This window comes from Bacteroidota bacterium, from assembly GCA_030706565.1.
GTDB lineage: Bacteria > Bacteroidota > Bacteroidia > Bacteroidales > JAUZOH01 > JAUZOH01.
In genome coordinates, this window is sequence record JAUZOH010000280.1 from 1 (window position 1) to 5,061 (window position 5,061).

Here is a 5,061-nt window from a genome sequence, read left to right on the forward strand (position 1 = left end):
ATATTTTTTTTAAATACAGGCTGAATGGTAGGGGTATAAACCACTTTGGCCCCAAAATGAGAAAGTTCCATAGCTTCGGAATAAGATAAATTTCTAATTGCAAAAGCTTTTTCAACTTTCTTGGGGTCAGCGGTCATAAATCCATCTACATCAGTCCAAATTTCTAGTACAGAAGCATCAAGGGCTGCAGCAATGATTGCTGCAGTATAGTCAGAACCTCCACGGCCCAGGGTAGTGGTTTCTCCTTGAGCATTCCTGCCTATAAAACCAGGGATGATGGTGCATTTTGAAGGATGGGCAAAATGTTTGCTGATGAGTCCATCCGTTAGATTAAAATCAACTTTTGCTTTTCCAAAAGCAGAATCCGTCCTGATAAATTCTCCGGGATCAGCATAAGATACATTTTCGATAACATTCGAAATGATCAATGCCGAAAGCCTTTCCCCGAAACTTAAAATATAATCGGAAGTTTTTGGAGTCAAATCGCGGAGCAGAAAAAGTCCGTGTAACACATCCTCAAGGTCCTGCAGCAGTTCGGTTAAAGTTCGTAAGACGGTTTCTCTGCGGTTTTCTGCTATAAGGCTTTTTACAACATCCTTATGTCTATCACATAATTGCCTGAACTGTTCCTGGTAAATGTTGTTATGTAGCGGCGCTTGACGGCAAATTTCCACCAGTTGGTCTGTAACCCCCTGGAAGGCAGATACAACCACGATGCAATTTTCGTCTTGTTTCTCAACAATCTTTTTTACTTCAAGAATCCGTTCAGGGCTTCCGACCGACGAACCTCCGAATTTCAGAACCTTCATAATTTCTTAATTTCTATGCACTTTGTGCTTCAACTTCTTTATTGACTTTTTTGATCATGCCCTGTAAGGCTTTCCCCGGCCCAACTTCAATAAAGGTTTGGGCTCCGTCATGAATCATATTTTCTACGATCTGTGTCCATCTAACCGGAGAGGTTAATTGATCAATAAGATTTTGTTTGATGGAAGCGGGATCGGTATTGGGTAATGCGTTCACATTTTGATATACCGGGCATATGGGAGCAGAGAAAACGCTTTCATGAATGGCATTTGCCAGTTCATCTTTGGCCGGTTGCATGAAAGGAGAGTGGAAAGCACCACCAACCGGGAGTTTTAATGCCCTTTTTGCCCCTTTGGCTTTTAAAAGTTCACAGGCTTCGTCAATTCCTTTAATTGAACCGGAAATAACCAACTGTCCGGGATTATTGTAATTGGCACAAACCACCACTTCGTCTTTTATGCTGTTGCATACTTCCTCGATGACATTGTCCTGTAGCCCAATAATGGCAGCCATGGTTGATGGATTCTTTTCGCAGGCTTTTTGCATAGCCAGGGCACGAGCAGAAACCAGCTTCAACCCGTCTTCAAATGTCAGGGCCCCGGCGGCTACCAATGCGGAAAACTCACCAAGAGAATGCCCGGCAACCATGTCGGGTTGGAAACTGCTTCCAAGCGTTTTGGCAAGTATTACGGAGTGCAGAAAAACTGCAGGCTGAGTTACTTTAGTTTGTTTCAAGTCTTCGTCGGTACCGGCGAACATCAAATCTGTTATTCTAAATCCAAGAATCTGGTTGGCTTTTTCAAATAATTCTTTAGCTAATGGGGATTCATCATAAAGATTTTTCCCCATTCCAACGAACTGGGCACCTTGTCCCGGGAATACGTATGCTTTCATTTTCCTGATTTGTTTTTTACAGACCCTATGGGTCTTAGTTAGTACTTTAGACAAAAATAAGGACTATTGCCGGATTTTCTAAATTTTTAGATTGAAATTTGTCGGCGAGGACTCTAATGTAACTTTGTCCCGATGAGATGAATAAACTCTTCGCGGGTGGAAAGCTTATTCAAAAATTCACCTGTAAAGGCGGATGTTGTAGTGACTGAATTTTGTTTTTGAACGCCGCGCATAACCATGCACATGTGTTTTGCTTCAATGACCACTGCAACTCCAAGCGGGTGAAGTGTGTCCTGGATGCAGTCGCGTATCTGGACGGTTAATCTTTCCTGTACTTGCAAACGGTGTGAAAAAATATCCACAACCCTTGCAATTTTACTCAATCCGGTGATATATCCATCTGGAATATAGGCAACATGAGCTTTTCCGAAAAACGGCACAAGGTGGTGCTCACACAATGAATACAACTCAATGTCTTTGACAATAACCATTTGCCTGTATTCTTCCTTAAACATGGCTTTTTCAATGACTTTAGCCGGATCTGTATTGTAGCCCTGTGTAAAATAGCACATTGCCTTGGCAACCCTTTCCGGAGTTTTTAATAATCCTTCCCGGTTGGGGTCTTCCCCTAAGAGGCCCAACAATTGTTTATATAAAGACGAAATTTTACTGATCTTTTCATCATTGTATCGTTCAATTTTCACATATCCGTCTTCTTCCTTGTAATCATTATCGTTATTGATGATATCCATGATGTTAATTAATTTCCATAGTACTCAAAAAAATTATTTTCAGTCTCAACAATCTTAATGCAATGTAAATCCACTTTAAGCTCGTGCAGCGGGGCTTCCAACTCCCCCCATATTGCTATTGCTAAATTTTCTGTCGAAGCTATTTTCCCTTTCATAAAATCTACTTCGAGATTTATATTTTTATGGTCTATTTTGTTGATGACATACTGCTTGATTAGGGTACTGATTTTTTTAAGATCAGCAACCAGGCCCAGTTCGGCATTAACTTCCCCTTTGACGGTCACAAAAAGCTGATAGTTATGCCCGTGCCAATTTGGATTCGAACATGGGCCATATACTTCCCGATTCTTTTCATCACTCCATCCTTTTTGAAAAAGACGGTGAGCGGCATTGAACTGTTCGCGACGCGTCAGGTATACCATTTTTTTTAATTTCTACAAACCTACTTAAAATTTTTTAATTTATCTTTGAAAAAGTAACAAATCCTTTGAAATCATGAAACCTATAGAAAAAAATGAAAGTTCAATTGCTTTTTGCGGACTCTATTGCGGAGCCTGTAAAGCATTTTTAAATGAAAGATGTCCGGGTTGTCAAGATAATGTTAAGGCCAAATGGTGCAAGGTCCGTACCTGTAATCTTAACCATGATTATAAAAGCTGTGCCGATTGTTCCGAATATCCCAATCCTATGGATTGCAGGGTATACAATAATTTTATTTCCAAGTTAATGGGGGTCGTTTTCCGTTCCGACCGTAATGCTTGCCTGGCTTTTATCAAGGACAAAGGTTATGAAAACTTTGCCCAGTATATGACAGAAAATAGAATTATGACCATTAAAAAGTAAAGGTTAAATCAAAAACTGAACAGGATATTTATTTTGAAAATCTTTCCTGTTAGATAAATTTCCATTAATTGAATATATTGCTTGTTGTAGCCACCAAACCAGAAGTTGATCTTCTTATTTCTGCGTTGGGATTAGAAAAAACGGGGAAGGGGGCTTTTTATACCGGTGGAATCTATAAAAATCATCATATTGAAGTGCTGATTGCAGGAGTAGGAGGCATTTCTACTGTTTATTTTTTAACCAGGCTATTGCAGCAAAAAAAATATGATTTAGCCATAAATATCGGTATTGCCGGAAGTTTCAACCGTAAGCTGAAGATTGGTGCGGTGGTCTGCGTGAAGGAGGATTGTTTTGCAGACCTGGGAGTGGAAGATGGCGAACAATTTCTTACTCTTTTTGATAGCAAGTTGCTGAAGGATGATGTTTATCCTTTTAAAGGCGGGATGCTGAAACCTTATTTTGACATTCCCGGATTGCCCATGTTGCCTCTTGTCAAAGGCGTTACTGTAAATACTGTAAGTGGAACTAATCCGACAATTCAGAAACTTAAGGAAAAATTTTCGCCGGATATTGAAACTATGGAAGGTGCAGCATTTTTTTATGTCTGTATGCTCGAAGGCATCCAATGTATGCAAATCAGGTCTGTCTCAAATTATGTTGAGATTAGGGATAAGGGAAAATGGAATATTCCCCTGGCCCTTGAAAATCTTAAAAACACAATTATTACTATTTTTGAAAATTATTAATGTTTTAAAGAAAGTGGAATGACGAAAGTAAAACTGGGTTTTTCAACCTGTCCCAACGATACGTTTATGTTTGATGCCATGGTTCATGGCAAGATTGATACCGAAGGCCTTGAGTTTGACCTGCTGATGGCCGATATTGAGAAATTAAATAATCTTGCAAGGGGTGGGGAGTTGGATGTTACAAAACTCAGCTTTTTCACCTTTCTACAACTATCCAATGATTATGCCTTGTTACATGCAGGAAGCGCATTGGGAAACGGAAATGGGCCGCTTTTGGTCAGCAAACAGAAAATTTATCTGGATGAAGTAAATGATCTGCACATTGCTATCCCCGGATTTCACACAACGGCCAACCTGTTGCTTTCTATTGCCTATCCCAAGGCTACGAATAAAACAGAATATCTTTTTTCTGATATTGAAGAGGCTGTATTATCAAATGAAGTCGATGCGGGTTTGATTATTCATGAAAGCCGTTTTACCTATCCGGACAAAGGTCTGAAAAAAATTGCCGATATGGGCGAATATTGGGAGAACCTGACTCATTTGCCTATTCCTCTTGGCGGTATTGCTGTAAAAAGGACAATTTCTGATGAAATTAAAGCGAAGCTGAACAGGGTGATGCACAGAAGTGTGGTTTATGCCTTGAAAAATCCGGATTCACCTTTGGATTTTGTCAGGGAATATGCCCAGGAAATGAGCGATGAAGTAATGTACAAACATATCGGTTTGTATGTAAATGATTATTCGGCCGATCTGGGTGAAAAAGGGATTAAGGCGATTGAGACATTGGGGCAGAAAGCTTTGGAAATGAAACTGATCGGTTCCTTAAATGAGTCTTTATTCTAAAAATAAAAAATCAGGGGTTAATCTTTTAACCCTTGATTAGTCCTGCTATTGCTTTTTCGGTTTTTTCGAAATTGAAATCCTGAATTATTTTATCCAGTTTTGCTTTTATCCTGTCGTTGCAAAGGTTGCCAATGCTGCCTTCATGAGTATGATGAACAGAAGTGTCGGGTTTA

The 5,061-nt window shown here is 39.7% G+C and carries 7 protein-coding genes; 3 read left to right on the forward strand and 4 right to left on the reverse strand.

Features of this window, described 5'->3' with window-relative positions; all coding sequences use genetic code 11:
- From Q8907_12480 to Q8907_12495, 4 genes are all read right to left on the reverse strand, one after another.
- On the reverse strand, nt 1–809 hold an 809-nt coding region (locus tag Q8907_12480), incomplete at its 3' end, for an aspartate kinase (protein MDP4275087.1).
- A gap of 13 nt (nt 810–822) precedes the next feature.
- On the reverse strand, nt 823–1,701 hold the full coding sequence (gene fabD, locus Q8907_12485) for an ACP S-malonyltransferase (protein MDP4275088.1): 879 nt from the start codon (nt 1,699–1,701) through the stop codon (nt 823–825).
- Nucleotides 1,702–1,814: 113 nt separating this feature from the next.
- Nucleotides 1,815–2,453 carry a GTP cyclohydrolase I FolE gene (gene folE / locus Q8907_12490; GenBank protein ID MDP4275089.1) on the reverse strand — a complete coding sequence of 213 codons (639 nt, stop codon included), beginning with the start codon at nt 2,451–2,453 and terminating at the stop codon, nt 1,815–1,817.
- An 8-nt stretch (nt 2,454–2,461) separates the two neighbouring features.
- Nucleotides 2,462–2,875 carry a 6-carboxytetrahydropterin synthase gene (locus Q8907_12495; protein ID MDP4275090.1) on the reverse strand — a complete coding sequence of 138 codons (414 nt, stop codon included), beginning with the start codon at nt 2,873–2,875 and terminating at the stop codon, nt 2,462–2,464.
- Between the two features lie 73 nt (nt 2,876–2,948).
- On the opposite strand from Q8907_12495, the gene Q8907_12500 reads away from it, so the two are divergent.
- From Q8907_12500 to Q8907_12510, 3 genes are all read left to right on the forward strand, one after another.
- Nucleotides 2,949–3,296 carry a DUF3795 domain-containing protein gene (locus Q8907_12500; protein ID MDP4275091.1) on the forward strand — a complete coding sequence of 116 codons (348 nt, stop codon included), beginning with the start codon at nt 2,949–2,951 and terminating at the stop codon, nt 3,294–3,296.
- A gap of 68 nt (nt 3,297–3,364) precedes the next feature.
- Nucleotides 3,365–4,042 (forward strand): futalosine hydrolase, encoded by a 678-nt coding sequence (gene mqnB, locus Q8907_12505; GenBank protein ID MDP4275092.1) that lies wholly within the window; start codon nt 3,365–3,367, stop codon nt 4,040–4,042.
- Between the two features lie 18 nt (nt 4,043–4,060).
- Entirely contained in the window at nt 4,061–4,888 is an 828-nt protein-coding gene (locus Q8907_12510) for a 1,4-dihydroxy-6-naphthoate synthase (protein MDP4275093.1), read from the forward strand.
- The last annotated feature ends 173 nt before the right edge of the window (nt 4,889–5,061 follow it).

Coding starts and splice junctions, on each gene's coding strand:
- fabD (MDP4275088.1), bottom strand. CDS start 1,701: ATGAAAGCATACGTATTCCCGGGACAAGGTGCCCAGTTCGTTGGAATG.
- folE (MDP4275089.1), bottom strand. CDS start 2,453: ATGGATATCATCAATAACGATAATGATTACAAGGAAGAAGACGGATAT.
- Q8907_12495 (MDP4275090.1), bottom strand. CDS start 2,875: ATGGTATACCTGACGCGTCGCGAACAGTTCAATGCCGCTCACCGTCTT.
- Q8907_12500 (MDP4275091.1), top strand. CDS start 2,949: ATGAAACCTATAGAAAAAAATGAAAGTTCAATTGCTTTTTGCGGACTC.
- Q8907_12510 (MDP4275093.1), top strand. CDS start 4,061: ATGACGAAAGTAAAACTGGGTTTTTCAACCTGTCCCAACGATACGTTT.